This is a genomic window from Streptomyces sp. NBC_00637 (genome assembly GCF_045161545.1).
Classification (GTDB): domain Bacteria; phylum Actinomycetota; class Actinomycetes; order Streptomycetales; family Streptomycetaceae; genus Streptomyces.
Genome location: NZ_CP109046.1, coordinates 204,155 through 230,850, shown reverse-complemented (window position 1 = coordinate 230,850; position 26,696 = coordinate 204,155). Strand labels below are relative to the sequence as shown.

General features: G+C 69.5%; 23 protein-coding genes and 3 pseudogenes. 16 read left to right on the top strand and 10 right to left on the bottom strand.

Going from position 1 to position 26,696, the window contains the following annotated elements:
• Positions 1-11: 11 nt before the first annotated feature.
• Positions 12-1,211: a helix-turn-helix domain-containing protein gene (locus tag OG440_RS01015; RefSeq protein ID WP_406004897.1), complete on the bottom strand. Its 1,200-nt coding sequence runs from the start codon at positions 1,209-1,211 to the stop codon at positions 12-14.
• A gap of 167 nt (positions 1,212-1,378) precedes the next feature.
• Here OG440_RS01015 and OG440_RS01010 point away from each other — a divergent pair, with 167 nt between their 5' ends.
• Positions 1,379-1,984, top strand: a complete 606-nt coding sequence (locus OG440_RS01010) for a hypothetical protein (protein ID WP_056789649.1) — start codon at positions 1,379-1,381, stop codon at positions 1,982-1,984.
• Between the two features lie 278 nt (positions 1,985-2,262).
• On the opposite strand, the gene OG440_RS01005 is transcribed toward OG440_RS01010, so the two are convergent.
• Positions 2,263-3,513, bottom strand: coding sequence for an FAD-dependent monooxygenase (locus OG440_RS01005; RefSeq protein ID WP_406004896.1), 1,251 nt, complete (start codon positions 3,511-3,513; stop codon positions 2,263-2,265).
• Between the two features lie 84 nt (positions 3,514-3,597).
• Between OG440_RS01005 and OG440_RS01000 the strand changes: the two genes are divergently transcribed.
• The 4 genes and pseudogenes from OG440_RS01000 to OG440_RS00985 all read left to right on the top strand — a co-directional run.
• Complete coding sequence (locus OG440_RS01000; RefSeq protein ID WP_406011215.1) at positions 3,598-4,158, top strand: TetR/AcrR family transcriptional regulator C-terminal domain-containing protein; 561 nt, start codon at positions 3,598-3,600, stop codon at positions 4,156-4,158.
• Positions 4,159-4,354: 196 nt separating this feature from the next.
• Entirely contained in the window at positions 4,355-5,410 is a 1,056-nt protein-coding gene (locus OG440_RS00995) for a S8 family peptidase (protein ID WP_406004895.1), read from the top strand.
• A gap of 137 nt (positions 5,411-5,547) precedes the next feature.
• A complete protein-coding gene (locus OG440_RS00990) occupies positions 5,548-6,459 on the top strand; it encodes an immunity 49 family protein (RefSeq protein ID WP_406004894.1) in 912 nt (303 codons plus the stop codon).
• Between the two features lie 165 nt (positions 6,460-6,624).
• A pseudogene (locus OG440_RS00985) lies at positions 6,625-6,747 on the top strand (Ku protein); the annotation flags it as partial.
• A 73-nt stretch (positions 6,748-6,820) separates the two neighbouring features.
• On the opposite strand, the gene OG440_RS00980 reads toward OG440_RS00985, so the two are convergent.
• A complete protein-coding gene (locus tag OG440_RS00980) occupies positions 6,821-7,342 on the bottom strand; it encodes an MBL fold metallo-hydrolase (protein WP_406011214.1) in 522 nt (173 codons plus the stop codon).
• A 64-nt stretch (positions 7,343-7,406) separates the two neighbouring features.
• Positions 7,407-8,030, bottom strand: a complete 624-nt coding sequence (locus OG440_RS00975) for a TetR/AcrR family transcriptional regulator (protein WP_406004893.1) — start codon at positions 8,028-8,030, stop codon at positions 7,407-7,409.
• A 249-nt stretch (positions 8,031-8,279) separates the two neighbouring features.
• Here OG440_RS00975 and OG440_RS00970 point away from each other — a divergent pair, with 249 nt between their 5' ends.
• The 3 genes from OG440_RS00970 (at position 8,280) to OG440_RS00960 (ending at position 11,195) form a co-directional block, all read left to right on the top strand.
• Positions 8,280-8,426, top strand: a complete 147-nt coding sequence (locus OG440_RS00970; RefSeq protein ID WP_406004892.1) for a hypothetical protein — start codon at positions 8,280-8,282, stop codon at positions 8,424-8,426.
• 23 nt (positions 8,427-8,449) lie between these two features.
• Complete coding sequence (locus OG440_RS00965; protein WP_406004891.1) at positions 8,450-9,469, top strand: NAD(P)/FAD-dependent oxidoreductase; 1,020 nt, start codon at positions 8,450-8,452, stop codon at positions 9,467-9,469.
• Positions 9,470-9,563: 94 nt separating this feature from the next.
• Positions 9,564-11,195 carry an MFS transporter gene (locus tag OG440_RS00960; RefSeq protein WP_406004890.1) on the top strand — a complete coding sequence of 544 codons (1,632 nt, stop codon included), beginning with the start codon at positions 9,564-9,566 and terminating at the stop codon, positions 11,193-11,195.
• 288 nt (positions 11,196-11,483) lie between these two features.
• Here OG440_RS00960 and OG440_RS00955 read toward each other — a convergent pair whose 3' ends face one another.
• Genes OG440_RS00955 through OG440_RS00945 form a run of 3 tightly spaced genes read right to left on the bottom strand, consistent with a single transcriptional unit; the run spans position 11,484 to position 15,603 of the window.
• Positions 11,484-11,999: a DUF6262 family protein gene (locus OG440_RS00955; protein ID WP_406004889.1), complete on the bottom strand. Its 516-nt coding sequence runs from the start codon at positions 11,997-11,999 to the stop codon at positions 11,484-11,486.
• Entirely contained in the window at positions 11,996-14,494 is a 2,499-nt protein-coding gene (locus OG440_RS00950) for a tyrosine-type recombinase/integrase (RefSeq protein ID WP_406004888.1), read from the bottom strand. Before OG440_RS00950 ends, OG440_RS00955 begins: the two co-directional genes overlap by 4 nt.
• Positions 14,491-15,603 carry a tyrosine-type recombinase/integrase gene (locus OG440_RS00945; protein ID WP_406004887.1) on the bottom strand — a complete coding sequence of 371 codons (1,113 nt, stop codon included), beginning with the start codon at positions 15,601-15,603 and terminating at the stop codon, positions 14,491-14,493. Before OG440_RS00945 ends, OG440_RS00950 begins: the two co-directional genes overlap by 4 nt.
• A 175-nt stretch (positions 15,604-15,778) precedes the next feature.
• Between OG440_RS00945 and OG440_RS00940 the strand changes: the two are divergent.
• A pseudogene (locus tag OG440_RS00940) lies at positions 15,779-16,197 on the top strand (Ku protein); the annotation flags it as partial.
• 74 nt (positions 16,198-16,271) lie between these two features.
• Positions 16,272-17,027, top strand: coding sequence for a class I SAM-dependent methyltransferase (locus tag OG440_RS00935; RefSeq protein WP_406011213.1), 756 nt, complete (start codon positions 16,272-16,274; stop codon positions 17,025-17,027).
• A gap of 553 nt (positions 17,028-17,580) precedes the next feature.
• Here the strand turns inward: OG440_RS00935 and OG440_RS00930 are convergent.
• Together OG440_RS00930 and OG440_RS00925 are read right to left on the bottom strand one after the other, a co-directional pair.
• On the bottom strand, positions 17,581-18,396 hold the full coding sequence (locus OG440_RS00930) for a class I SAM-dependent methyltransferase (RefSeq protein WP_406011212.1): 816 nt from the start codon (positions 18,394-18,396) through the stop codon (positions 17,581-17,583).
• A 147-nt stretch (positions 18,397-18,543) separates the two neighbouring features.
• A pseudogene (locus OG440_RS00925) lies at positions 18,544-18,933 on the bottom strand (transposase); the annotation flags it as partial.
• 367 nt (positions 18,934-19,300) lie between these two features.
• Between OG440_RS00925 and OG440_RS00920 the strand changes: the two are divergent.
• From OG440_RS00920 to OG440_RS00900, 5 genes are all read left to right on the top strand, one after another.
• On the top strand, positions 19,301-20,737 hold the full coding sequence (locus OG440_RS00920) for a carboxylesterase family protein (protein WP_406011211.1): 1,437 nt from the start codon (positions 19,301-19,303) through the stop codon (positions 20,735-20,737).
• Between the two features lie 60 nt (positions 20,738-20,797).
• Positions 20,798-21,820, top strand: coding sequence for an alcohol dehydrogenase catalytic domain-containing protein (locus tag OG440_RS00915; protein WP_406004886.1), 1,023 nt, complete (start codon positions 20,798-20,800; stop codon positions 21,818-21,820).
• Positions 21,821-21,918: 98 nt separating this feature from the next.
• Positions 21,919-22,923 carry an alpha/beta hydrolase fold domain-containing protein gene (locus tag OG440_RS00910; protein ID WP_406004885.1) on the top strand — a complete coding sequence of 335 codons (1,005 nt, stop codon included), beginning with the start codon at positions 21,919-21,921 and terminating at the stop codon, positions 22,921-22,923.
• Positions 22,924-22,937: 14 nt separating this feature from the next.
• A complete protein-coding gene (locus tag OG440_RS00905) occupies positions 22,938-23,249 on the top strand; it encodes an MmcQ/YjbR family DNA-binding protein (protein ID WP_406004884.1) in 312 nt (103 codons plus the stop codon).
• A gap of 47 nt (positions 23,250-23,296) precedes the next feature.
• The gene (locus OG440_RS00900) at positions 23,297-24,673 is read left to right on the top strand and encodes a replication-associated recombination protein A (RefSeq protein ID WP_406004883.1); all 1,377 of its coding nucleotides are present in this window, start codon (positions 23,297-23,299) and stop codon (positions 24,671-24,673) included.
• A 204-nt stretch (positions 24,674-24,877) separates the two neighbouring features.
• Here OG440_RS00900 and OG440_RS00895 read toward each other — a convergent pair whose 3' ends face one another.
• A complete protein-coding gene (locus OG440_RS00895) occupies positions 24,878-25,870 on the bottom strand; it encodes an aldo/keto reductase (RefSeq protein WP_406004882.1) in 993 nt (330 codons plus the stop codon).
• A 124-nt stretch (positions 25,871-25,994) separates the two neighbouring features.
• Here OG440_RS00895 and OG440_RS00890 point away from each other — a divergent pair, with 124 nt between their 5' ends.
• Positions 25,995-26,612, top strand: a complete 618-nt coding sequence (locus tag OG440_RS00890) for a TetR family transcriptional regulator (RefSeq protein WP_406004881.1) — start codon at positions 25,995-25,997, stop codon at positions 26,610-26,612.
• The last annotated feature ends 84 nt before the right edge of the window (positions 26,613-26,696 follow it).

Below are 26,696 nucleotides of genomic sequence, written 5' to 3'. Positions count from 1 at the left end.
TTACTCATCGGTCACCCGGTCTGCCCAGAGTCCGAGTCCGTGATCCAGCGCCCTTCGGCGGAGTCGTGCACGTACGTCGGCCTCCCCCTGGTCCCGCTCGTGCGGAACGGCTTCCCGCCGTCCGTGATCCGCACCGTCCCCGTACGGCCCCCGGCGCTCCACTCCAGCTCCAGGTACCAGCGGCAGTCGCAGCCCGCCGTCCGCGCGGAGACCAGCAGCTCCTCGGGGTCGGAGGAGGTGACCTTGTACGGGAAGGAGACGGCCGGGATCTTCCGGACCTCGGCGCCGGAGGCGTCAAGACCGTCGACGGGCCTCGCGAGCGGGCGCGGCCGGTCGAGGTCCACGGCGAAGTGGCGCGGGGTGACGGCGCCGCCACAGCCGTTGTCCATCCGGTATGCGTTCCACGGCAGCGGCGCGGCGCGGTCGACCACGCGCACGTGCAGGGCATGGAGGACGACGGCGTCGGACGGCGACCGGCCCTGGACCGTGATCCGCACCAGCGCCTCCCCGCCGTGCACGGCATCGTGCGTCCCGGCCCACGCCCCGGAGTCGGCCGCGACCGGCGGCGGGGCGACCGCGTGGGGGGCCCGGTCCACGAGGTAGGTGTGCCCGCAGCCGCCCTCCCAGAGCTGGGAACCGATGCTCCAGGTGAAGGGGAGGGGGGCCGCGGTCCGCCCCGGAGCGGTGGAAGCGGGAGCGGGGGCGGAACCCGTACGGGTGGGGTGGCCGAGCAGGGCGGCGGCGAGGGCGAGCACGACGAGGGCGACGGCGGCGGCGACGAGGAGGGGAGCGGGGGCGCCACGACGGGGGCGGGCGCGGGGCGCCTCCGGCGCGGACGGATCCGGGGCGGACGGGTCCGGGGCGGGGCCGGGGCCCGGTTCCGGCGCGGACGGTTCCAGGTTCGATTCCGGCGCGGCCGACACGGCCGGCACAGGCGTGGGCGCGGGCGAGGCCGCTCGGCGGCGGGCGCGGTCCGCCTCCGTCCAGGCCGCCTCCAGGGCCCGCCTTTCCTCCTCGTCCGCCCCGCACAGCAGGGCGAGGCGGTCGACCACGGCGAACTCCTCCGGGACGGTCGCGCCCGAGCAGTAGCGGTGGAGGGTGGACGCGCTGACGCTCAGCCGCCGGCCCAGCGCCTCGTAACTCCTCCCGTCCCGCGCCTTCAGCGCGCGCACGAGCCCCGCGAACTCCTCGACGGCGGCGTCCTTCGGCATTCCATCCCCCTCGACCCTGCGTCCCATCCTTCACGTCCTTGCACGTCAGCGGGGGTGGAATGGTTCCGGGACGGCTGGTGGGCGCGTGATCGTTGCAGCCGGCGGGCGCCGGCCCCACGCTGATTGAGCACTGACCGAACGAACGACCCGACGGGGGATCCACCACCATGAACAAGCTCCGCACCGCACTCGCCACCGCAGCCGCTGCCGCACTGGGCCTCGCGGCCCTCGCCACAGCCCCGGCGCAGGCCGCTGCCCAGCCCGCCTTCCTCGCCGCCTCCCAGATGCCGCCGTCGTCGACGCCGTGGACCGCCACCCAGGTCTTCACCGGCGTCCCGGAGAACGGCGGCGTCCTCTGCGCCCCGTACAAGATCCCGGCGCAGAACACGCGCTACCGCGAGTTCAGCACCGAGCTCGACACCAACGGCGTCCAGGTCACCACCGTCGCCCGTACCGAGGCCGACGCCGTGAAGCTGGTCGACACCCTCCGCGGGGCCCTCGCCGGCTGCGGCCCCCTGCTGGAGCAGCAGAACCCGGGCCTGCAGGCCGTCAGCGCCTCCCACGGCAAGCTCGCCGTCGAGGAGGGCGCCTGGGTCTACAGCCTGGACACCGCCGACCCGCAGATCGGCATCTCCGACATCCACCTGTTCTCCGTCGGCCGCGACGGACGCACCGTCACCCTCGTCCGCTGGGGCCAGATGGGCGACCTTGAGGACGCCCCGCTGACCGCCTTCCGCACCACGACGAAGACCGCCGTCAACAAGCTCCACTGACCCGGGGGCTCCCCGAGGGCTGACCACAGCTCGACAGCGGCGCGGCCGGAACCCGGGCGCGCCGCTGTCGTGCCCACCTGCTCCGCCGGCGGCGACCACTTCCTGGCCTTCACCGGCATCGCCTGCACCCTCATCTGCTACCGCAGACTCGCCAAATGAGATGGCCTCTCAGTCGCCATGGACGAAGCCAGCGAGGTGGACCGCCCGGACGGCGCCCGTTCACACCGCTGGCCGGGCCGTGGTCATGACGTCCGTTGGTGCAGATCGCCCGGCCGTTTTCAGGCGGCGTCGGTCGGCGCAGGGTTCAGGGGGAGCCGCCAGTTGCCGCCGCGGTCCTCCTTCGACAGGCGCGCGGCGAGGTCAGGGACGTGCAGGAAGCAGGCCAGCGCGGTGGTGGCCTGGAAGACATCGATCGCACGCTGGGTCATGGGCATGCCCAGGCGCAACAGGCGTGGGTTGACGTCGCCCTGGATCTCGTTGACGAAGGGCCGCAGCACGCGGTCGTAGTTCGCCAGCGCGGTGGGCAGGTCGCCCGGGTGCCGGTTGATCTCGCCGGCCAGGACGTGGGCGCCGACCAGGGCGCCGGAGATGCCCATGCCGCTGTAGGGGGAGGCGCAGTGCGCGGCGTCGCCGGCCAGGACCACGAGGCCTTTGGACCAGGTGTCGGTGCGGACCTGGACGATCTCCTGGGAGTAGAAGAACGGGCTGGTCTTCATGCCCTCGATGAAGCGCCCGGTCTGCCATCCGGCGTCGCGGAATCTGCTCGCCCAGAACTCCTGCTGGCGATCGACGGGCGCGCGGTGGATCGCGGAGGCTTCCTCGGAGTCCTCCCGCATCACGAAGTACACCTGGGTCTCGGTTGCATTGTGGCTGCGGCGCATGATCTGACGGCCGCCCGGGACCATGTAGGTGTCCCGGATGGCGCTGTCGGACGCGATGTGCGGAACGAACCAGTAGGCCATATGAATGCCGACGCGCCAGTACGGGTCGGAGCTCTGCGGCAGAAGCGCTCGCCGGATGCGTGATCCCTGCCCGTCCGCGCCGATCAGAAGGTCGAATGCGCCGGACGAGCCGTCGGAGAAGTGCGCGACGACGTTGTGTGCGTCCTGCTCGAAGCTGTCCACGCTCTTGCCGAAAACGTACTCGGTGTCGTCCCTCGTCGCGTCGTGCAGGATGCGCACCAGGTCCCCACGCATGATCTCGTACTCGGACGTGAGGGTCTGCCGGCCCTGCCCCGAGGTGTTGGCCATGATCGTCGCCTTGGCCTTGCCGCGGGAGTCGACGAAGGCGACGCCCTTCTCGTCCACGAGTTTGCCCCGGACGGCGTCGAGAAGCCCCATGCGCTCGACGGCTTCGATGCCCTGCCCTCGCAGATCGACCTGAGCCCCGGCGGCCCGCAGCGCCGGAAAGCGTTCGGCGACGCTCACCCGGTGGCCGCCCCGCGTGAGCCAGAAGGCCAGAGCCTGCCCCGCGACCCCACCACCGGCGACGAGGACCCGCAGGGGCTGCGCTCCCGATCCCTTTGTCATGCCCATCCCATCCCTTCAGAATCTATCAGTGAAAGATTCCTTTCCAGATTCATCTATCAGCGATAGATTGTCAACGTGGCCAAGATGAACCGTGAGACCGTCATCGCTGAGGCGCTCGGCCTGCTCGACGAGGTCGGGTTGGACGCCGTCAGCACGAGACGGCTGGCGAAGCGACTGAACGTGGAACAGCCCTCGCTCTACTGGTACTTCCGCACCAAGAAGGACCTCCTCGCCGCCATGGCGGAGGCGGCGATGGAACCCCATGCGACCGCGCCCCTGCCGACGCCCGACGACGACTGGCGCGACTGGTTCGCGGACAACACGCGCAGCTTCAGGCGCACCCTGCTGATGCGCCGGGACGGCGCCCGGCTCCACGCCGGCAGCACCCCCACCGGCGACCTCGACCGGATCCGCCGCAAGATGGACTTCCTCGTCGCCTCCGGCCTCCCCGAGCGGGAAGCGCAGATGGCGATGCTGGCCGCCGGCCGCTTCACGGTCGGCAGCGTCCTGGAGGAGCAGGCAGACACCGGCCCCGGTGACAGCGCGGATCTACCGGCCGACGTGCCGGTGATCGATCACGAGTCGGCGTTCGAAGCGGGCCTCGCCCTCATTCTGAACGGCCTGGTGCACCGAACCGGGGTGTAGGGAGTCGACTGCGCACCGGGCCGTCGAAGATTCGCCAGCCACATCCCCAGCGGCCGGTCCAGCACCGTGGGCGTGCGCGGAGCACGGTGCCGTCGAGCGCGTGCACCGACCCACCCGCACGCCTCGCCGGAACCGCTCGCCCCCTGCGCTCGTCTTGTGCGCTGACTGTGTACGAAACGGGCAAGTGGGGGACGACGTGACGCGGAATGTGACGAAGGCCGGTCTCATCGCGGTGGCCATGGTGACGGTGTTCGGGGCCTCGGCCTGCGGCGGGGAAGCCGGCGCTGCGGCCTCCGGGGGCGGGGCGCCGTCAAACTCGGCGGCGGTGCCCGACGCCGACCTGGAGAAGCTGGCCGCGGCGGCGCGAGTCACCCGGAACGTGCCGTGGAACCTGGACATCCTGGACCAGCGGTCGCGTCCACTGAACGGGAAGCTCACCACCACCGCCACGGGCAAGGGCGTGCACGTCTATGTGATCGACACGGGGATGGACATCGCCCACAAGGAGTTCGGCGGACGCGCCCACCTCGGCGCCGACTTCGTGGGCCCGAAAGACTCCGGTGACTGCTTCAGCGAGGAGGGGACCGGCCACGGCACGTTCGTCGCCGGCGTCATCGGCGGGACGAAGTACGGGGTGGCGCCCAAGGCGGAGCTCGTACGGGTCCAGGGCGTCCTGTGCGAGAGCGGGGGCGGCGGTTCGTCGGCGGCGGCCGAGGCGGCGCTCGTGAAGTCGGTCAAGTGGGTCACCGCGCACGCGCAGAAGCCGGCGGTGGTGAACATGTCGCTCAACCTCGACCACCGGTCGGCGGCGCTGGAGTCCGCCGTGAAGAAGATGGTCGATGCGGGGATCCCGACGGTGGTGTCGGCCGGCAATTTCCATGACGACGCCTGCAAGCACTCCCCGGCCGGCGTCCCCGGCACGATCGTCGTGGCGGCCTCCACCTCGAACGATCGGGCGTGGAGCGACGGCGGCTCCTACGGCTCGGGTTACGGACGATGCGTGGACCTGTACGCCCCCGGCCAGAAGGTGACCTCGGCCCTCGCCGACGGCGGTACGGTCACGGAGACCGGCGGCGCGACGTCCTGGGCCGCACCGCACGCGACCGGTGTGATCGCGCTGTACTTGTCGGCACACCCGCACGCCACGGCCGACCAAGTCCACGTCTGGCTCGACCACACGGCCACCCGCGGTGTCCTACGCGGTGTCCGCTCCGACACCCCCAACCGGCTGCTCAACACCGGCGGCCTCTGACCTGCCCCAGCCGCCCCGGCCGCACGGTCACCCAAGCGGCTGGCGTGGCCAATTAGCGCGCTCAGTCACACGGAGTTCTGGCTGGTGAACGTCGGATGGGGACTGGGCTGTCGGTATCCACTGCCAGGATGGACCGCATGCCGATCAACGAAGTGACCCCTCACGCCGTGACAGAGCAGCGCCTCGAGCAGGCCCTGGACGACATGTCCGGCCGGGCCTTCAGCCGGTGGCACGACATGGTCTGGACCGAAATGCCGCTGCGGCGCGGGCTCAGGGAACTCGGTGAAGAACTGGCCGATCACCTTGGGGCACGCACCGTGTCGGATCCCGCTCTGGAGATGCCTGACTCGCGCACCGCCCTGCTCACCGCCGCCGAGTGCGCCATGGGCGTGCTGAGCCTGTCCTGCTTCCCCGACGGCGACTTCGAGATCCCCCTCCCGCTGGCTACGGAGACCCTCAGCAATCAGGACCTGCATTACGAGGAGAGGTACGAGCCCACCCACCCACTGACCACGGCGCGGACGTGGACGGACGCGTTCGAGTGGTGCGTCATCAGCGGACTGATAGGCCACAAAGGCAGGTTCATCGGCCCCACACTTCTCCGGGACTACGCACCAGCCATCCGGGACGGCGTTCCCTACTCGGAGCGCGAGTCGGTCTCCGAACCCGCCGACCTCGCCGAGATGGACGCACTGTGCGGCTACCTCGACGTCCTTGAGGACGCCTACCCCTACCCGGCGCCGCTGGCCAAGCCGGACGCAGCCCACCGCACTCGCACGGCACAGCAACTCGACGCGGCCGGCACGCTCACCCCCGACCAGCGACTCCTGCGCGTTCTGCTCGACGACGATCAGACCGCCTTCGAGCAAGCCCTCCACGATCGGCTCGTCGCGCACCGCGAAAACGTCGGCGCCGATCCGGCGGCCAGGACCCTGCTGCCGGTGGGAGCCGTCACGCTGGCCGCCCTCGCCCACACCGCACACTGCTGGCAGCTCAGCGTCCGCTCCGCCTACCTGCCCCAAGCGCTGATGAGCGCCCCAGCGCAGTGAACTGCGTCGAGCACGCCGGATGAGCCGCCGTGCTCAGCACGACCTGATCCCACGGTTGGTCCTGACCGCCTTCTTGGCGGCCTTTGCAGGTGCGGCGGCCCGCTGTGCGGGTCGCCGTGGCCGCTCCTAAGCTGGTGATGCTCGGGGCCGTCGCGGAGGTCATCCATGCCCCGAACCATCTGGTCAGGTTCGATCAGCTTCGGCCTGGTCACCGTCCCGATCCATGTGCAGTCCGCCACCGAGAACCACTCGATCCAGTTCCACCAGTACCACCTGGAGGACATGGGTTCTCTGGGGCCGTACCCGTAGCGCGAGGCAGACTCATTCGGTTTTGCGCAGCTCAGCGTCGGTTTGGTAGACGCTAGCAGGTGCAACATGTGTGGTGGTATCGCCGTTTCAGGTGAAGCCTCGAGCGCCGACGGTGGGCGGGCAGCAACTCCTGGACAGTCTGCCCCGTCGTCGCGGACGGTTTCTCTGCCAAGTCCAGCTCGTTGAACTGGCGTTCCACCGTCGGCGCCTGCGCACGCTGCGCAACCCGGGACGTGCCGGAACTGAACGAAGACGACGACGGTGGCCAGGAATGACCTGGGGCTGCTCCGGCGGAGCGGCGAACAAGATACAGATCACCGAGCGCGCAGGCCGGGCACCTCCTCCCGGCGCAGCAGCCGGGGTCGCGGCGGGTGATCGCGTCGGCCTCAGGGGTGTCGGCGGTGATGGCGGAGCACTGGGCATGGAGGAGGGCGTTGCCGCCGACGTGGTCGGAGTGCCAGTCGGTGTTGACGACCAGGTCGACGTTTCTGGCGTGTGTGCGGGCCCAGGCAGCGGTTTCGTCGGCATGGCCGCCGAAACCGGTGTCGACCAGGGCCGGTTGCCGGCCGGGCAGCAGGAGGGTGGGAGCGTCGGGGAGGGGGCGCTGCCACCATGCAGCGAGGCCGGCCGTGCCCTTCTCAGCGGTGGCGCGGGCGAGGCAGCAAGGCGAACGCGCTCTCCGCTATCGAGGTCAGGCGGTCGGGGCTGTGGCCGTACGCGCCTACGACATCGCTCCCGCGGATGACGGTCAGCAGAAGGTACGCAAGGTCGTCGGGATCCGCGTCGGGGTCGATGTCGCCATTGCGCTGCGCCGCTCGCACACACTCGGCCACCGCCGTCCGGACCACGGAGAAGCAGTCGTTGGCCAGGCGTTTCACCTCGGCGTCGGAGGCGCCGAGCTCCAGGGCCATCTTGGCGGCGAAGCAGGCCGCCGACGCCCGGTCAGAGGCGGCGGGTACGTCGTCGGCGAGTGGCACCCCGTGGACGGCGCGGAGCAAGTACGCGTGCAGTCGTTCCAGGGCGTCCTCGTCCGGTCCGGCGAGCATCGTCCGCGGACCCTGCGCCAGCCGGGCGTAGTAGCCGGTCATCGCCTGCAGCAGCACGCCGTGCTTGCCGTCGAACGCGGCATAGAGGCTGCCGCGGCCCAGGCCGGTGGCGGCGCTGATGTCGTCGACGCTCGTGCCGTTGTAGCCCGAGGCGCGGAACTGCCGCTCGGCGGCATGGAGGACGTGGTCGCGGTCAAAGCTTCGTGGTCTCGCCATACATAGAAGGTACGGCCGACCCGCCGTAATTGACAACTCAGTACAGAACCATCTAGGTTTCGGACTGTTCAGTAAAAAACCAGCCTGAGCTCGCCGGACAGGGTGCGTGTACGCCTGGTGCGATGGAGAGCAACCCATGCCTTTGCGCTCCTCCGCGCCGCCCAACGTTGCGACGCCTTCCAGGCCGGCAAAGCCCGGTCTGATCCTCGCAATCCTGGCGACGGCGAGTTTCGTCGCCGAACTGGATCTGTGCATCACGAACGTCGGGCTGTCCTCGGCGCGGGGCACTTCCTGCACCTCGAACAGCCCAAGACGGTCGCCGACCACATCCTCAGGCTTCCTGAACAGCTGACCCCCTCCAACCACCCAGAACTCGAAGGGCTGACCGAACCATGACTGATAGGGAAACGCAGGAGGCCATGGCTGTGGCGACTCCTCCGTACGCGAGCGACGCACTGGCCGAGGGGACCGTCGACGCGGTGGTGATCGGCGGAGGCGCCGCGGGGCTGAACGGTGCACTGCTCCTCGCCCGCTCCCGCCGCTCGGTCGTCGTGATCGACAGCGGCTCCCCGCGCAACGCGCCCGCGGAGGCCGTGCACGGCTTCATCGTCTTCGACGGCATCCCGCCGTCCGAGATCCTTCGACGGGGCCGGGAGCAGGTGCGCCAGTACGGCGGACGCGTCGTGTCCGGCGAGGTGGTCTCGGCCGAGTCCGCCGCCCCGTCGGCGGACGGGGACCTGCGGTTCACCGTCACCCTGGCCGACGGCCGCAGCATCACCGCCCGCCGCATCCTGGTGGCCACCGGCCTGAAGGATGTCCTCCCGGAGGTGCCCGGGCTCGCCGAGCACTGGGGGCACAGTGTGGTGCACTGCCCGTACTGCCACGGCTGGGAGGTGCGCGACGAGCCCATCGGCATCCTCGCCACCGGCCTGCCTTCCATCGGCCACGCGTATCTGTTCCGTCAGCTGACCGAGGACCTGACCTACTTCACCCACGGCACCGACCTGGACGAGGACAGCCGCGCCCGCTTTGCCGCCCGCGGCATCCGCGTCATCGACACCCCGGTCACCGAGGTCGTCAACGACGAGGACGGTGCCCTCGCCGGGGTTCGCCTGGCCGACGGCCAGGTCGTGGCCCGCCGCGTCCTCGCGGTCGCCGCGCCGATGCAGGCCCGCACCCAGGGCCTGGAAGGTCTGGGCCTACCGGTGCGGGACGTGCCGAACATGGGCCGCGCTTTCGCCTCCGGCACGGCCGGCGCCACCGAGGTGCCGGGTGTGTGGGTGGCCGGCAACGTCACCGATCTGGTCGCCCAGGTCGGGGCCTCCGCAGCGGCCGGCGCACTGGCCGGCGCCGACATCAACAAGATGCTGGCCATCGCGGACGCCGACGCGGCCCTTCAGGGGATCACCGAGGGAAGCCCGCAAGGGGCCACAGGGTGATCTTGAAGCCCGGAGATCTCAGCCCGTCACCCGCTCGCCACACGGGCAATCAAGTGATTCCGCTCGTCTGCCGCGTCCCCCTCAGGAGCTACTGATGTCCTTCCTTGCGAACACCCCCGTGGAGAAAATGGCCGGGCCTTACGCGCGGCGCTGGTGGGCGCTGCTCGTGCTGTGCCTGAGCTTGCTGATCACGGTGATGGCGAACACGTCGCTGATCGTCGCCGCCCCCGACATGACCACCGACTTGGGCCTGAGCAGCAGCGATCTGCAGTGGGTCGTCGACAGCTACACCGTTCCGTACGCGGCGCTGATGCTGGTGCTGGGCGCGATCGGCGACAAGTACAGCCGGCGCGGCGCGCTGGTGCTGGGTCTGCTGATCTTCGCCGGCGGTTCGGTGATGGGGAGCATGGTCGACGAGACCTCGCTGGTCATCGTGGCCCGCGCGATCATGGGTGTCGGTGCCGCGGTCGTGATGCCGGCCACGCTGTCCCTGGTGGTCGCGACCTTCCCCCGGAGCGAGCGGGCCAAGGCCATCACCGCCTGGGCCGCGACCTCCGGGGTGGCGGTAGCCGTCGGCCCGCTGGTCTCCGGCTGGCTGCTCGAGGACCACGCCTGGGGCTCGACCTTCCTGATCAACGTGCCGATCGCCCTCGTCGCCGTGTTCGGCGCGCTCACCCTGGTACCGCCGTCCAAGGCGGAGGGCATGGGCCGGATCGACTACGTCGGTGGTCTGCTGTCGATCGCCACCGTCGGCTCCCTGATCTACGCCGCCATCGAGGGCCCGCACTCCGGCTGGGGCGTCGGCCCCGTCACCGCCGCCGTGGTCGCCGGTGCCGGTCTGGTCGCCTTCGTCGCCTGGGAGCTGCGCCACCCGCACCCGATGCTGAACGTCCGGATGTTCGCGCTGCGGCCCTTCACCGGCTCGATGCTCGCGGTGATGTTCTTCTTCTTCGGTATGTTCGCCGTGATCTACTACTCGACGCAGTTCCTGCAGTTCGTCCTCGGCTACGGCGCCCTGGACACGGGTGTACGGCTGCTGCCGCTGGGCGGTGCGGTGTTCCTCGGGTCCGCGCTGACCGGGATGCTCGCCCCGAAGCTGGGGGTGAGGGTGATGGCCGTGACCGGCATGACCATCGGCACGGCGGGCATGTTCCTGCTCACCCAGATCGACAACGGGTCGACGTACGGGGACTTCCTGACGCCGCTGATGATGCTGGGCCTCGCGCTCGGACTGGCCATCTCCCCGGCGACCGACACGATCATGGGCTCCTTCCCCGAGTCCGAGCTGGGCGTCGGCGGCGGTGTCAACGACACCGCGCTCGAGCTGGGCGGGGCGCTGGGCATCGCGGTGCTGGGCTCGCTGCTGGGCACGGCCTACCGGGACGAGCTGACCGACCTGGTGGGCAACCGGCTCCCGGCACAGGCGATGGAGAACGCCAAGGACTCGGTCGGCGCCGGCCTGGCCGTCGCCCAGCGGGTCGCGCAGGATCCCTCCGCCGGGCCCCAGCAGGCCCAGGCCGCCGTGGACGCCGTCCACCAGGCGTTCGCCCACGGAGTCGCCCAGACCAGCCTCATCGGCGGGATCATCATGGCCGCCGGAACACTGATCGTCCTCGCGGTCCTGCCGGGCCGGCGCGGCTTCGCGAAGCACAACGCCGAGCCGGGAGCCGGCACGACGGCGAACGAGGCGGCGACCGTGCGGGAGCACACCGGGACCACCCGCTAGATCGCCAGCGGGGCGTCCAGCGGATCGCCGGGGACGCGCCCGCCAGGCGCGTCGGGCAGGAGCCCGGCGGCGCGAGACGCGCAGGGCGCGGGCGTGGTCCAGACGAGGGTCTGCCCCCGCCGCTGCCGCTCACCGTCGGTCCGTCCGGGACCTGCGGGGAAGTCTTCTGGCCGCCCCTTTGCCGGGGCCGCACCCCCGATCGCCTGCCGCCCTCCATCTCGGAAAAGATGGCGGTCGCCGCGCCCGATGAAACCGGACATTTCGACTTCCTCCCGCGGGCGTTGTAGGTCACTCGCGCTGGTTTAAGGCGCGGGTCAGTTCGCGGTTAGCCGCTCGGGCAGCCTCCAGTTCGTCGTCGCGTTCATCGAGCTGACCTTGGATGTCGGCGAGGTTCTGTTCCAGCATGGTGATGCGTTGCTGAAGTTGGTCGGTGTCGGCTGGCGCCCCCAAGCCCGACTCGGCCCAGGCAGCCTCGCCGAGAGCCTGGGAGAGGCGCTTCTCCAACTGCCGGACCCGCATGGCAAGGCGTTTGTTCCGCTCCAGCGCGTTGGCCAGGTCGGCCTGGAGGGAGGCCCGGCTGACGGCCGCGATCCTCCCCTCCTGGGGAGGGGCGGCCGCGGCCGCGTGGATCCGTTGGAGCAGGTCGCGGTGTCGGTAGAGGAAGGTGCGGTCCACCCGCGCCGTGCGGGCGAGAGCCGAAACGGTGATGTCGGTGTCGCTTCGCAGCATTGCGTCGAGGGCCTTGAGAACGCGCTCCCGGCGCCGGGCCGAGTCGGCCCGGCGCCCGTCGCCCATGTTGGTCATGCTGTTCTGCCAGGGTGGAAGTCGGGGATGGGCGGTCCGACGCGGGGCATCCCGAGGGCGACGGCTTGCCGTCGGCTGCGGCGGAGGACGGTGGTGGCTTCCTTGATCTGCGTGCGGTCCTCGTCGGTGAGGCTGTCGAGGTCTTCTCGGACGCGCCGGACTAGGCGACGGACTCGGGTGATCTCCTCGTCGGAGGGTGCGGCCTCCGCTTTTGCCCAGTTGTCGGCGGAGCTGAACGCGGCCAGGCGTTCCCGGTTTCGCAGCAGGTCGGCGAGGTATGCCTCCAGATCGGGGAGGTAGGAGGCGTCGGTGCGGAAGTGGTCACAGCCGACGCAGCGGAATCGGACAGGGCAGGCGTGGCCGCCGGCCGCGACATTAGACGGCTCAACGCAGACGCCGTAAGGTGCCTGGACTTCGCCGACGGCGCGGCGGGCGTACTCGTCGTCCAGCAGTTCCTTGGCTTGCCGCCAGATGCGGTTGCCCTGGCGGTCGAACTGCATCGCTGAGACGCGGTCGACGGCCTCGCGTTTGCGCTGCTCACTGACCCGGTAGTAACGCTGAGTAGTGTCCAGTTGGCGATGGTCCATCAGACCTTGGAGTACGTCCGGCTGGATGCCCTGGTCAGCGTGCCGCTGGCAGTAGGTGTGCCGGTAGGCGTAGGGGAAAATCTTGGATTTGTCGAAGGGCAGCATTTCGGTGATCTGCTGCCCGTTGATCTCGACGCGGGTGGGAACCAGGAACTCGGGCAGCGACTGGATCCATTCGCGGTGGCGGCCGGACAGCCAGCCCGCGCCGATCGGCTTGCGGCCGTGGGGGTTGCCTACCCGTGTCGGCAGGAGCATCAGCTCAGCGGTGGGAGTCCGAGGGAAGTCGGTACGGATCAGACCCTGCTGCCTGGTGATCACTCCCGCGGTGGCCTGGGAGATCGGCAGTCGCCGTCCTTTGCGGCCGGACTTGTAGTTGTCGTAGATCAGGACGTTCTGGCCAGTGGTGTCCTGCTGGAGGCAATCCCACCGCAGTTGGCAGATCTCCGTGGGCCGCCTACCGGTGTCGATCAGCAGCTCTGTGGCCACCAGATTCTCGTTGCCGTTCCGCTTCGTGCCGGCCAGAGAGGGCAGGTGCTCGCAGATTTGCCGCATGACCTCGGGCGGGAGGTCTTTGCCTGCTTCGGAGTCCTCGGGGTCGTCGGGGATGTCCTCGACCAGGAGGGCGAAGTCGTCCGGCAGGCCGTGCAGCGGCTCGCCGGGCCGAGTCAGCCCCAGAGACCGCATCCGGGCCAGATTGCTGCGTACATAGCGGCTGATGACCACTGTTCTGCGCGCCGAGATGACACCGGTTTGGCACAGGTATCTCAGCCGGTTAGCGAAGGCGGTGATGTCTCTGCGGCCCACGGCCCGGATGTCGTTGCCGCAGTCCTCGCGCTGCAGCTGCAGGCTCTCGGAGAGGAGTGCGAAAGCGCTGACGACTTCTTGGCAGGTGGCGATGGCCTTGCCGCGGCGCTGAGGCAGGGAGAAGAACGCCCATTCTTTTGCGGCATTGCGGAGCCATGGTTGGTGGATCGCGGTGAAACGCAGATTGCCAGCATGGCCGAAGACGGCACCGTTCCACACGTCCTTGACACGTTCGCCCTCCGGAGTGAGCCCGAAGCGGCCGACATGGGTGACCAGGCTGCTGCAGAAACCCCGTTCGCCGCGGGATACCTGCTCCAGGTCTACTGCTGCCAGCGAGGGCAGTTCGAGCTCGCGCAGCCGGTTGGTGAGCGTCCGCAGCACGGGCTGCGTCGTGTGCAGCCCCTCTCGGGTACGGGCGTGGACGCCGTAGAGGATTTCCGCGACCACCCGGTCGGCCAGTCCACGGAGGCTGACCTCGCTATTCGCCGAGACAGGCGCGGCAGTACGCCGCCACCGCGCTTCGTCGTGTGTGCTCAGTCTGCGCTTGAGGGCCCAAGACCAGCGGACACGATGGCCATGACAGTACGGACTTTTGCCGTCTCGCTTGCGGTGGCAGGCCAGGACCTCGCAGTGCCCGAAGGCCTGCAGAGGGACAACGTCATCACGTTCGAGGAACTCCTCCAACGTCACCTGAAGCCGGGTGAGCTGGCCGAAGTGGGTCGAACAGATTGGATTCCTCCATGACCGGAACGGCCGCGGGCACCCCCTCACCGAGCAGTCAGCCACTCCGGTCCGGCGCGTACCGGGGTGGGCATGCTTCACGTACTCGTCCACGTCGGGCCTGCCTGCCTGCCTCCATCGCAGCCGGCACCCCTCGCAAAGTTGACGGGCGACACTGGCCTGCGAGCAGCCCCTCACCCTGCACTTCGGCATGCCCAGGAGGTCATGGTCGTAAGGGAAGAACAGCATCCCGACCTCATCGGACCAGCCCAGCAGATCCAGAAGTTCCTGATCCACCGCGGCCCGCAATTCTGCGGTCCTGCCGTCGTCCTCGTCCTCCTCTTGGCGCCCTGTGGGCCGGAGCGGAGCAGCGGTAACCGTCATCGGGCGCCCTCCCCGCCCAGCTCTCGCGGCGAGGGAACGCGGTTGACTGCCTCACGCAGCCGTGTTGCCGCCGGATGCAAGTAGGGGCGTGCGGATTCGGGATGCTTGTGCCCCAGGAGAATCTGCACCTCGTCCAACTTGCCGCCGGCGTCGACAACGTTGCTGGCCATCGCGTGCCGACACATCCGCGGCCCCACCCTGCGGCCCAGCCCCGCCCGCCGAGACAACGACTCGCACAGCTCCCCGATTGCGTCCGCAGAGACCGGCGCACCCAGAGGGTGACGGAAGAGGTTGACGAGCAGAAAGTCGCCGCCGTCGGACCCCAGACGCTCATGCCGTTCCAGCGCGTACTGGTCGAATGCCTGCACGACCAGGAAGTCCACAGGCATCACCCACGACTTCTTCGACTTCGACCACGCGTTGTTCTCGTTCTGACGCCGGACGACATGCACATGAGCGCCTTCGACGTGGCAGCCCAGCGACCGCGAGTCCGCCAGCAGGTGAGGATCACGGCGACGAAGGCCAGCGACCTGCCCAGGGCGCAGTCCGACGCGGGAGAGCAGGAGCATGATCAGCCGGTCGCGCGCTGAGCGGCATGCGAGGAACATCGCAATGACCTCTTCATCGCTGGCTCGGTCGACCTCCGTCTCGGGTTCCTGAAGCCGATGGTGGGCTCGCAGGCGGTGGCGCATCACGCTGCTCTCACCGCGGGCCGCCAAGGGCAGGTCGTGGTCGTCACTCAGTTCGTAGATCTGCTCCAACACCGAGGTCGGCGCAGCCCTGTTGATGACCGCGTGGACCAGGAACATCCGCACGGCTGTGAGCACTTTGTTGATCCGCGTGTCCCCGCGGACCGGCTTGCTCCCGGGTCCGGGCACTACGACCTGACGCTGCCCCCCGTTGCCGGGCGTCCACCTCAGCCAGAGGATGAACAGCCCCATCTCGCGAGCCGCCGTCCGCCAGTCCCGCTCTGTCCTCACACACCAGCGCAAGAACAAGGCAAGGCCCTGGGCGTATGCCTTCGTCGTCAGCTCCGCCCGCCCGCGCGCCAGCCGAATCTCCCGCAGAAAGCGATCAGCGTCCTCGACGACCTCAAGATCGTCATCCACCACGGTCCAATAACGGAGGCCCGAAGGTATCCGTACAGGAAATGCGCGCACTTGTACCCCTAGTCCACGAGTCGATCGCAACGATCCACCGCAGAGCCACACCCCCGGAGAACTCGTCCTACGACCTCAACGAGGAGATGCCGTACGACGTCACACCACGGCCCCGGAACCCCCAGAGAACATGGGCCGGATCCGCACCCGCAAGATCTGCGAGCTCGAGGACTGCGAGGTGGCGAACACCGAGATCGGCAAGGGCTACGAGTACGCCAAGGACCAGGTCGTCGCCATCAGCGACGAGGAACTGCGCGACCTGCCGCTGCCGACGGCGAAGGCCATCGAGATCGACGCCTTCGTCGCCGCGGACGACATCGACCCGATCCGGCTCGGCGAGGGCTACTACCTCTCCCCGACGGGCAGGTCGCGGCCAAGCCCTACAAGCTGCTCCGCGAGGCACTGTCCCGCTCGTCGAAGGTGGCCATCGCCAAATACGCGTGGTCCGGGCGTGAGCGGCTCGGCATGCTGCGGGTCCGCGGCGAGCCCATCGTCCTGCACGCGATGCGATGGCCCGACGAAATCCGCGACCCCACCGAGCTCCATTGGTGCCCGGCTTGCTCCGCTGATGGACTGACGTCCTACCGTGAGTCTGCCGCGTGACTGAGGTAGTGGTTGTGACAGGCTATGACGTGCTTGCCGAGGTGTACGAATGGCTCATCTCGGATGCAAAGTTGCCTCCAGCCGAGTTCGCTGCGTCGTTCGACGACGCCCTCAATCTCCTGCCGTCGAACGCTCACGTCCTCGACTGTTCGTGCGGAACCGGACAGTTGGCGGTTGGCCTCGCCGGTCGTGGCATGCAGGTTGTCGCAACTGACGCCGGCGAGGCGATGGTTCGTCGGACTGCAGAATTGTCTGAGGAGTTCGGAGCATCCGTCCGGGCCGTACGGGCGAACTGGGAAGAGTTGCCCGACCATTTCCAGGACAACACGTTCGACATGGTGTTCTGCGTTGGCAACTCGCTTCACCATGCCGCGGGCGCGACAGGCAGGGGTGCTGCTCTGGAGTCGATGTCACGGCTTCTGCGCCCAGGCGGGCGCTTGGTACTCACATGCCGCACTTGGGAACTCGTGAGGGCCAGAGGTTCCCGGCTGGAGATCAGTGACCGACTCGTCCGCCGGAACGGTCGCGATGCCGTCGTGGTCTACCGGTGGGAGATTGCTCCGCATTGGGAGGAGGAGCACCACATCGAGATAGCGATCGCGCAAGTTGATGCGACCGGGTTGGTTCTTGTCCGCTCGGAACTGCTGTCCTGCTGGCCCTACCGGTACGAGGAACTCGAAGTCGAGCTGCACCGGGTCGGCCTCCAGACGGCATTGAGCACGTTCGATCTTGAGGCCGAGAACTACATGGTGGTCGCGAGCAAGGTATAGACGGGGTTGCGGTGTCAAGCTGGATGTGCTCGGTAAAGGAGCACCCCCGATGCCGCCTGGCCAGTCGAAGGTCGGGTTGTACGCCGCGCTGCGGCGCGACTCGCGCGACGGCATGTCGAACCGGGCGTTGCAGTGCAACTACGGCGTCACCTGGAGCACGGTCACCGGACTCTCAGGCCCTGGCCGGATCGCGCGGTTGCTCGCAGGACGCTTGCTCCCTCTCATCAGTGCGGGTTCAGGTGGTCAGCGCAACGCCTCGGACGAGGAGTGCTCGTCGATCAGACAAACAGCGCCACACCGTCACGCCGGATCTACCGCCGCTTCGCGCGGCTGTCGAAGCTGGATCCGTTCACGCTGTGGTGACGTCAGAATTGGGCCCTGGTCCACTTCGTGTGGTCGCGTACGGAGGGTGACTGTTGATCTTCGCTCGCCTAATGGTGGTTTTAGTGGTCGTAGGCGGTCAGTGCGCGCATGACTGGCTGGCCGCGCATGAACCTGACTCCCCTCATCAGGACCCAGTTGGAATCGCTCATCTAGGGAACCGGGAGGCGGTCTACCGGCGGGCCGCCGAGATCAGTCCGCCGGGGCGCTCCTCGCGCTGCGGCGGGGTGCTGATCGGGCGGCCATAGGCGGCAGCGCGCTCGCGCAGGGTGTGGCTGTCGGCCGCCCAGCCGTGCCCGGCCAGCCAGCCCACCGGGTCGTCGGGCATCTCCGAGACCCACATGGACGCCGCCGATGCCGGCATGGCGTCCGCGCCGAAGCGCTCGATCACGCCGCGCGAGCCCAACGTCAGCCCCATCCGACTGCCGGCCGCCGACTGCGCGCTGATCCGGGCCAGCAGCAGCTCCACCGCGTCCTCGGGCAGATAGATCAGCAGTCCTTCGGCGATCCACACGGTCGGCACGGTCGGGTCGTGCCCTGCGGCGGCCAGCGCGCCTGGCCAGTCCTCACGCAGATCCACCGCGACGGTGATCCGCTCGCAGCGTGCGACGGCCCGCTCCTGGCGCAGCACCGAAGCCTTGAAGTCCAGTGGCGCGGCGGTGTCGACCTCGAACAGCCGGGTGCCCTTGGGCCAGTCCATCCGGAAGGCCCGGCTGTCCATGCCGGCGCCGAGCAGCACGACCTGCCGGACCCCGGACGCGGAGGCCTGCTGCAAAAGGTCGTCGAGGAACTTCGTCCTGATGACGATGGAGAACGACACGGCCAGCCGGCGGCGGCGCGCGGCCTCGTCATCGGGCAGCGGCGGTGAGGAGGGCCACATGCCTCCGGCGGCGGCGAAGGCCTGTGCCAGTGGGTCGCGGAACAGCGCGTTCTCCCGCTCGGTCTCCAGCGCCCGCACCCTGGCCACCCCCACCGCCGTGGCCCACACCCCCGACGGCTGCACCCACTCCTGCTCATCAGTCACCGCGCCAGCCTAGAAGATCGATTCCAAGGGGCCTGATGAGGGAGCCAGCTTCATGCGCGGCCAGCCAGTCATGCGCGCACTGACCGCCTACGACCACTATTAGACCGTGTCCTACGTGGTGAGGCGGACGAGTCGTTTGTAGCAGCACAGGGCGGCGGCGAGCCCGAGAACGGCCGGGTAATTGCGGGGATCGCGCTCGTAGCGAGGGTTCAGACGTCGGTAGCCGGACAGCCAGGACATGGTCCGCTCGATGACCCAGCGGCGGCGACTCAATCGCTCGCTGGACTCGATTCCCTTGCGCGCGATTCGCACTCCGATGCGCTTGCCGCGTAACCATTTCCGCAGATCAGTACGGTCATAGGCCTTGTCCGCGTGTAGGCGCTCGGGCTTTGAGTGCCGGCCGCGATCGGGGTCGTGTCTCGTCTGGTGACCCTCGGCCATGGGCTTCAGGCCTTCGCTGTCGTGCGTGTCGCCGGCCGAGACGCCGACGAGGAGGGGCAGTCAGAGGGCGCGAATCGAGCCGTTACTCCCGGATCGGACACTGCGGCGAGGCCCTCCCGGCAGGGCAATCCCGCGCGGCAGAAGTGTCACCCGGCGCTACGAGGTCCACGGCACCGGTACGCGATGCGCTGCATATCCCCGAGGAGGCGGGCCGGCTCCGTCGCGGACGATCCGGCCGTCGGCCGTGTAGCAGAAGCTCATGGCCTGCACCGAGATCTTGCTGCCGAAGTGTCACCTGCTGACCACCGGCTGACCGCCACCTGTCGGGCGCTCTGCCGGATCCTGGGAAACGATGGGAGACGTCACGGCGAGCAACCAGCAGCCCAAGCACCGCGCGAACACCCGAACCGCGCTGGAAGGACGTGCCATGACCGCCTCCGCTCCCAAGGCCCCGACCGCACCGGGGGTGCGGTCCTGGTGGGGGATTCCGTACGCCACTGCCGAGCGATACCGCCGCCCCGTACTGGCGGACTTCGATCCAGACCTGCCCTACGACCGCAAGGGTGTCGTCTCGATCCAGCCCGACAGCGGTGACTGGCTGGAAGCGGACAGCGGGATGGGCGAGGACTGCCTGAACCTGAACGTGTGGGCCCCTGAGCGGCCGGCCGTCAAGGCGCTGCCGGTGACCGTGTACATCCACGGCGGCGGATTCGAGTACGGCGCGAACACGCAGATCACCTCGAACGCCGCCGGGCTCGCCGCGACGGGGCGCGTGGTGGGCGTGTCGATCAACTACCGGCTCGGCGCCATGGGCACGCTCTCGCTCTCGCAATACGGCGGGAAGCTCGCCGAGGCCAGCAACCTCTTCCTCCAGGACATCATCGCCGCGCTCACCTGGATCCAGCGGAACATCGCCCACTTCGGCGGAGACCCCGACAACGTCACCGTCTACGGCCACAGCGGCGGCGCCTATTCCACCTTCGGGCTGCTCGGCGCCTCCTCCGCCGACGGCCTCTACCGGCGCCTGGCCGGATTCTCCGGCGGGCCCGCCCGCTCCATCCCGGCCTGGTGGGCCGAGGAGCTCGCGCACCTGTTCGTCACCGAACTCAGCGTCGCGGACAACCCGGAGAAGCTGCTCGACCTCGACCCGCTCTCCCTGCGGGACGCCCTGCGCAAGGTCCTCCCGACGGACCTCGGAGTCCGCGGCGGGGTGGACAACAAGGCCACCGGCGTCGTCCTGGACATCGGGCAGCCCGGCGCGGTGGTGCACGCCCACCCCATGGACGTCCTCGCCTCGGGCGCCCACCGCGACGTCGACATCCTGCTGAGCATGGCCAGCGACGACATGGGCTGGTGGGTCGCGAATGACCTCGACCGCTTCGACCCCGGCACCATCGACCGCGTCGTCGACGAGGTCACGGGGTGGCGTATCTCCCGCTCCCGCGCGCAGAAGATCGTCGACGCCTACGACCAGGGCGGCCGCACCCCGGCCGAGGTCCGCGCCGCGGTCATGGCGGACTACCTCTTCGCGATCCCCGCCGCCCGTGGCCCCCTGGCCCACGCCGCCGCCGGCGGCAACGCCCACCTCCTCCTGATCGGCCCCGCCGAGGGCGCGCCTGCGGTGCATGGCACCGAGATGTACGCCCTGGTCGGCCAGGAACAGCCGGGCCGCAGCGCGGAGCAGGCCGAGCGTGACACGCGTATCCGCGACATCGTGCTCGACTTCGCCACCGGCGAGCACTCCCGCATGTGGCCCGCCGTCACGGACCATCCCACCGCGGAAACCGTCGGCAACTCTCCCTTCGAGGGCACCGCCCACTACCAGCAGGTCCTCGACCTGTGGGAAGGCATCGACCGCCCCTGACGGCCGGCGGGCGATACGAAACAGCGCGCCAAGGGGGCGAAACAGAGTGAGGTACTCGGCATGAACCAACCGACAGCAGCCGGCGACGCCGTAGCGGCGACGATGCGGGCCGTCGTCGTCACCCGGCCCGGCGGCCTGGAGGCACTGGAGATCAAGGACGTCCCGGTGCCTGTCCGCAAGCCCGGCTGGGTGCGGATCAAGGTCAAGGCGTTCGGCGTCAATGAATCCGAGGTCACCACCCGCAAGGGAGAGTCGGACGCGGAGGTCACCTACCCGCGTGTCCCCGGCATCGAGGGCGTCGGCGTGGTCGATGAGGCCGACGAGGACAGCGGTTTGCGGCCGGGACAGCAGGTTGCCACGATGATGGGCGGCATGGGCCGCTCGTACGACGGCGCGTACGCCCAGTACGTGACCGTACCCGCGGCACAGGTCATCCCGTTCGAGACCGGCCTGCCGTGGGATGTCGTCGGCGCGCTGCCGGAGATGTTCCAAACCGCTTACGGGTCCCTGACCCGCGGCCTGGACCTCAAGGCCGGGCAGACGCTGCTGATCCGCGGCGGCACCTCCACGGTCGGGCTGAGCGCGGCCACCATCGCGAAGGACCTCGGAGCCACCGTGCTGTCCACCACCCGCAGCCCGGAGAGGGCGGCAGAACTGCGGGCCGCGGGTGTCGACCACCCCCTCGTCGACCACGGCACCCTCGCCGACCAGGTGCGCGAGCTGATCCCGGACGGCGTCGACGCAGCCCTGGAACTGGTCGGCTGTTCGGTCCTCGCCGACACCCTCCGCACCGTCCGCCGCCACGGCACGGTCTGCTTCACCGGAGCCCTGGCGGGCCAGTGGACGATCCCCGACTTCAGCCCGTTCATGATCCCGGGCGGGGTGCGGCTGACGTCCTACGGCGGTGAGGCCGCCGACCTCCCGGCCGACGTCCTCGCCCACCAGCTCCAGGCCATCGCCGCAGGGCGTCTCAACGTCCCGGTCGCGAAGGCCTACCACGGCCTGGAACAGGTCCGCGACGCCCAGGCCGATCTCGAATCCGGCACCACGCCGGGCAAGCACGTCGTCGTCCTGGACGACTGAGACCTGATCGCGGGGCGCGACAAGGTCATCGCACACAGCGTGCGCAGTGGATGGCTCGGCCCGACCGTGAGCTTCGGCGTTTCCGAAAGAGAGAACAGATGACGGACCAGACAGCAGCAGACTTTTTCGGTGCCACGACCGTCCGGCCCCCGTTGGACCCGGAGCTCGCGCCCGTCGAGGAGGCGCGGGGCGCTGTCTTTCCAGCCCTGACGGACGAGATCCTGCAGGAGATCCGACGGCAGATCGCCGCGGGTTGCCCCGCGTTGGATTCGGATGCTCTGACGGCGGGCGGCAGGGTGCGGGTGGAGGAGCGCCAGGTGCCGGGGCCGGAAGGCGCGCCGGACATCACTCTGCTGATCCTCAGCCCCGTCGAGGACCGAGGCCCCAAGGGAGGCATCCTCAGCCTCCACGGTGGCGGGATGATCATGGGGGGACGCCGGGACCACGTGAGTCATCTCCTCCCCCATGTGATCGACGGGAATGCGGTCGTCGTGTCGGTCGAATACCGACTGGCGCCGGATCACCCCGATCCCGCGCCGGTCGAGGACTGCTACGCGGGGCTGGTATGGATGGCGAAGAACGCGGCCGAGCTCGGTATCGACCCCGAGCGGCTCCTGATCGCCGGAGTCAGTGGTGGCGGCGGCCTCGCGGCGGGGACCGCGCTGCTCGCCCGCGACCGCGCCTTTCCCTCGCTCAGCCACCAGATCCTGATCTGCCCCATGCTCGACGACCGCTTCGAGACGCACAGCAGTCGCATGGTGGACCGCGAAGGCGTATGGGACCGCCACAGCAACCTGTACGCGTGGACCTCCCTGCTGGGCGAGCGGCGCGGCGGCCCGGACGTGTCGCAGTACGCCGCGCCGGCCCGCGCCGAGGACCTCAGCCGGCTGCCGCGCACCTACATCGACACCGGCTCGGCGGAGGGGTTCCGCGACGAGATCCTGAGCTACGCCGGCCGCCTCTCCGAGGCGGGCGTGAGCGTCGACTTCCACATGTGGGGCGGGGGTTTCCACGGGTTCGACATGACGGTGGATCATGCGGCTGTGTCGCGCGCTTCCAGCGCGACCCGTGAGGAGTTCATCGGGCGGGCTCTCAACAAGTGAGCGGTGGCGGCTCCGTGGCGCGATCCCATCGTCAAGGTGGAAGTCGTCGACGACCTTGCGGCCAGTGCGCTTCGCGTCATCGCGGCAGGCGGCGCGCCGCGCGCGCCACTGCCCGGCACCACAAGCAGCCGCCCCTCGAACAAGGGTGGCGGCTGCAGCAGCAGTACCCCCCGATCACCGCCGGGCGCCATCTCGACAAGACGCACTGGATCTCGCTGGGCGGCGGCCGGGGTATCACCGCGGCCCTGGTCGAGGACCGGGTCACCGACTCCTACGACCTGGCACTCGACTCGACGCCCCGCAGCCGGCGGCCCGCCCGCCCCTGACCGCCCGCCCGCTCCGACCACAGGCACCTACGCGAAAGCTCAGCCCCATGGACCACAGCGAACCCGCGCTCGCCCTGTTCGACGACGATCCCGGCCCCGACAGCACCGGAGCGAGCGACGTCACCGTGCCGGCCGTCGAAGACCTCTCACGTCCTCTCGCCGACCGGCTGCGCCCGCGCACCCTCGGCCAGGTGGTCGGCCAGGAGCACCTGCTGGGCGATGAGTCGCCGATCGGGCGGATGGTCGAGCGGCAGCATCTGGTGTCGATGGTCCTGTGGGGGCCGCCCGGCTGCGGGAAGACCACCATCGCCCGGCTACTCGCCGATGCCGCCGGTCTGGTCTTCGCCCCGCTGTCGGCGACCTTCTCCGGGGTTGCCGACCTGCGCCGGGTGTTCCGCGACGCCGAGCGGCACCGAGCCCGGGGGCGGGGGACGCTCCTGTTCGTCGACGAGATCCACCGCTTCAACCGCGCCCAGCAGGACAGCTTCCTGCCCTACGTGGAGGACGGCACGGTCGTCCTGGTCGGCGCGACCACCGAGAACCCGAGCTTCGAACTGAACGGCGCGCTGCTCTCGCGCAGTCAGGTATTCGTTCTCAAACGCCTCGACGACCAGGCTCTGCAGACCCTCACGACCCGCACCGAGGAGCTGACCGGGCGCCGGCTGCCGCTGACCGGCGAGGCCCGCCAGGCCCTGCTCGCCCTGGCCGACGGGGACGGCCGCTACCTGCTCAACATGGCCGAGCAGCTCCAGGCCCTCCCCACCGGCACCGGCCCGCTGGACGTGGCCGGGCTGGCCCGGCAGGTGCAGCAGCGGGCCCCGCAGTACGACAAGGCCCAGGAGGGCCACTACAACCTGATCTCCGCGCTGCACAAGGCGATGCGCGGCTGTGACCCGGACGCCGCCCTGTACTGGCTGGCGCGGATGTTGGAAGGCGGCGAGGACCCGCAGTTCATCGCCCGCCGGCTGGTCCGCTTCGCAGGCGAGGACGTCGGCATGGCCGACCCGAGCGCCGTCCAGCAGGCTCTCGTCGCGTGGGACGTGTACGAGCGGCTCGGCTCGCCCGAGGGGGAACTCGCCCTCGCCCAGGCCGTCGTCTATCTGGCCACCGCCCCGAAGTCCGTCGCCGTCTACCGCGGTTTCGGAGCCGCGGGTGAAAGCGCCCGCCGTACCGGCTCCCTCATGCCGCCGCCGCACATCCTCAACGCGCCCACCCGGCTGATGAAGAACCTCGGCTACGGCAAGGGCTACCAGTACGACCCGGACGCCCCCGACGGCTTCTCCGGCGCCGAATACTTCCCCGAGGACATGGCCCGCGAGACCTACTACCGTCCCACCGAACACGGCCATGAGGCCGAGGTCGGCCGCCGCCTGAAGCGCTGGGCCCGGCTGCGTGCCCAGCGGCGCCACCCGGACTCCGGCTGAGCCAGGATCAGCCGCCCACGGCCCAGCTGCACGCCATCACCGAAGGCCGCCTCCAGCGAGGAAGCCGATCCCGAGCGGCGTCGACCTCGCCGGCTGACACCCCCACCACCCGCAAGGAGCGCCGAGAAGGACTGAGCGGCAAAGCAGCCGGGGAGTCGGTGGAAGAGATCCTCCCCGATCTGTTCATCGCCTGTGTCGGCGCGGTCAGTCTGTGGTGAAGCTGGACAGTACGGCGGCCGGGAGGCGGCTGCCTGCCGAGCCGTGGGGAAGGATCTCCGTGATGCGGGCCAGATCGGCTGCGGAGAGCTGGATGTCGGCGACGCCCGCGTTCTCCTCGAGGCGCTTGGTGCTGCGGGTGCCGGGAATGGGCGCGACGTCCTCGCCCTGGGCGAGCAGCCAGGCCAGCGCGAGTTGGGCGGTGGTGATGCCCCTGGTGCCGGCCAGATCCTTGAGCTGTTCGGTGGCGTGCAGGTTGTACGTGTAGTTCTCGCCCTGCCAGCGCTCGTCCCAGCTGCGCATGTCGTCCGCGGCGTACTCGCTCGCGGGCTTGACCTGGCCGGTGAGGAATCCGCGGCCGAGCGGGGAGTAGGGCACCAGGCCGATGCCGAGTTCCCGCAGGACGGGAAGGATCTTCTCCTCGACCTCCCGCTCGAAGAGCGAGTACTCGTACTGGAGCACGGAGACCGGGGTGACGGCGTGGGCGCGGCGGATGTATTGGGGGCCGACGTTGCTCAGACCGAAGTACTTCACCTTGCCTTCGCTGATGAGTTCGCCGACCACGCCGGCGACCTCCTCGACCGGAATGTCGGGGTCGGAGATGTGCTGGTAGAAGAGGTCGATGTGGTCGCTCTGCAGGTAGCGCAGGCTGTTCTCGGCGACCTTGCGGATGTTTTCCGGGTGGCTGTCGAAGGCAGGGCTGATCGCTGGGGCGGTCATGTCGAAGCCGAACTTGGTGGCAAGGACCACCTCGTCGCGGAAGTCTTTGACCGCCTTGCCCAGGAGGATCTCGTTGCTGCCGGTACCGGCGCCGTACAGCTCGGCGGTGTCGAAGAAGTCGATCCCGAGTTCGTGGGCGCGGCGGATGGTCGCGATGCCCTCGTCGTCGTTCGAGGCGCCATAGGCCATGGACATGCCCATGATCCCCAGGCCGAGCGCCGAGACGCGCAGACCCTGAGAGCCCAGATTGCGGTGCTGCATGAGTTCACTCCCTGAGTGGTTCGCCGGCTTCACCCCCAGAGGTCAAACCGAACTGTTCCGTTTGACTGTACGCCCGAGCACCCGCGATGCCAAACCAAACGGTTTGGTGCTCTATCCTGGGGCCATGCCCCAGTCCCGCGACTCCGGCCGGACCGCAGCGTCCGTAGCCGCCGGCGACACGCGCGAGCGCGTCCTTACCGCTGCCATGGAGGAGTTCGCCCGCCATGGCATCGCCGGCGCCCGCGTGGACCGCATCGCCAAGCTCGCCAGGACCAGCAAAGAACGCGTCTACGCCTACTTCCGCAGCAAAGACGCGCTCTATGCCGACGTCGCCGCACGGGAGTACGTCGTCATCGCCGAGGCCACCCAGATGGACCCGTCCGACCTCCCTGGCTACGCGGGCCGCCTGTTCGACTACTTCGTCGCCCGTCCGGACCACTACCGCCTGATCGCCTGGGGCCGCCTCGAACTGCCGGGCACCACAGCCGTTGCCGACGATCCCGCCCAGGCAGTGCTCGCCCGCAAAATCGACCAGCTCCGCCAGGTGCAACAGGCCGGACAGCTCGCCCCCGCCTGGGACCCGGCCGACGTCCTCGCCCTGGTCAACCAGATCGCCATGACCTGGGCTTCGCAACCCGAACTCAGCGAGGCCGCCGCCGCACACGCCGTGGACCCCACCACCGCCGCCCGCCGCGCCGCAGTAGTGACCGCTGTCGAGCAGCTTTTCCCACGGGCGCGCTGACGTCCCCGGAACCCGCGGCAGCCCTGCCCGAACATTCCCCGAACGACGCCCGCGTCTGCCCGTAAGCAGGCTCCAGGCTCCGTG